The sequence below is a fragment of the Stenotrophomonas sp. 10L48 genome (assembly GCF_056395105.1).
The window spans coordinates 1-430 of the sequence record NZ_JBFTIX010000035.1 but is presented as its reverse complement, the minus strand read 5'-3'; the positions used below and the strand labels follow the sequence as shown (position 1 = coordinate 430).

Annotated in this window: 1 protein-coding gene; it reads right to left on the bottom strand. The window is 60.9% G+C overall.

What is annotated here, in order from left to right; all coding sequences use genetic code 11:
* Positions 1–194: 194 nt before the first annotated feature.
* Positions 195–430: hypothetical protein (locus AC1DCU_RS21460; RefSeq protein ID WP_478014300.1), on the bottom strand; the 236-nt coding region annotated here is incomplete at its 5' end.

The window sequence follows — 430 nt, the reverse complement described above, 5'->3', positions numbered from 1 at the left end:
AATAGTTCCGCGTGCCGACAACCGCCGTTACCAACAGCCGCGGGAAACTGTCGAAGGCGGGGTACTGTGGGTTTGCGGGGTGTGAGCCGCATGGATGCGGCGACCAAGCCTACAAGGACGTACTTGCGGCGGCCCCGCAAACCCACAGTACCCCGCCATCCCACGGAATGCCGCTGTTGCTGTTGCTGTCGCTGTTACTCTGGCTTGTAGCGGATGCAGGGCTGCAAGCCCTGCCAAAACCCCTCGTACCCCGCCTTTGACAGTTCCTTGCGCGCGTCCAGCCACGGAAAAAAGAAAAAGAAGATCAAAAGCGGGTCGCTTGCTGCGCTCGCTCCGTGTCGACCAAGGTCGACACCTACCAATAGTTCCGCGTGCCGACAACCGCCGTTACCAACAGCCGCGGGAAACTGTCGAAGGCGGGGTACTGTGG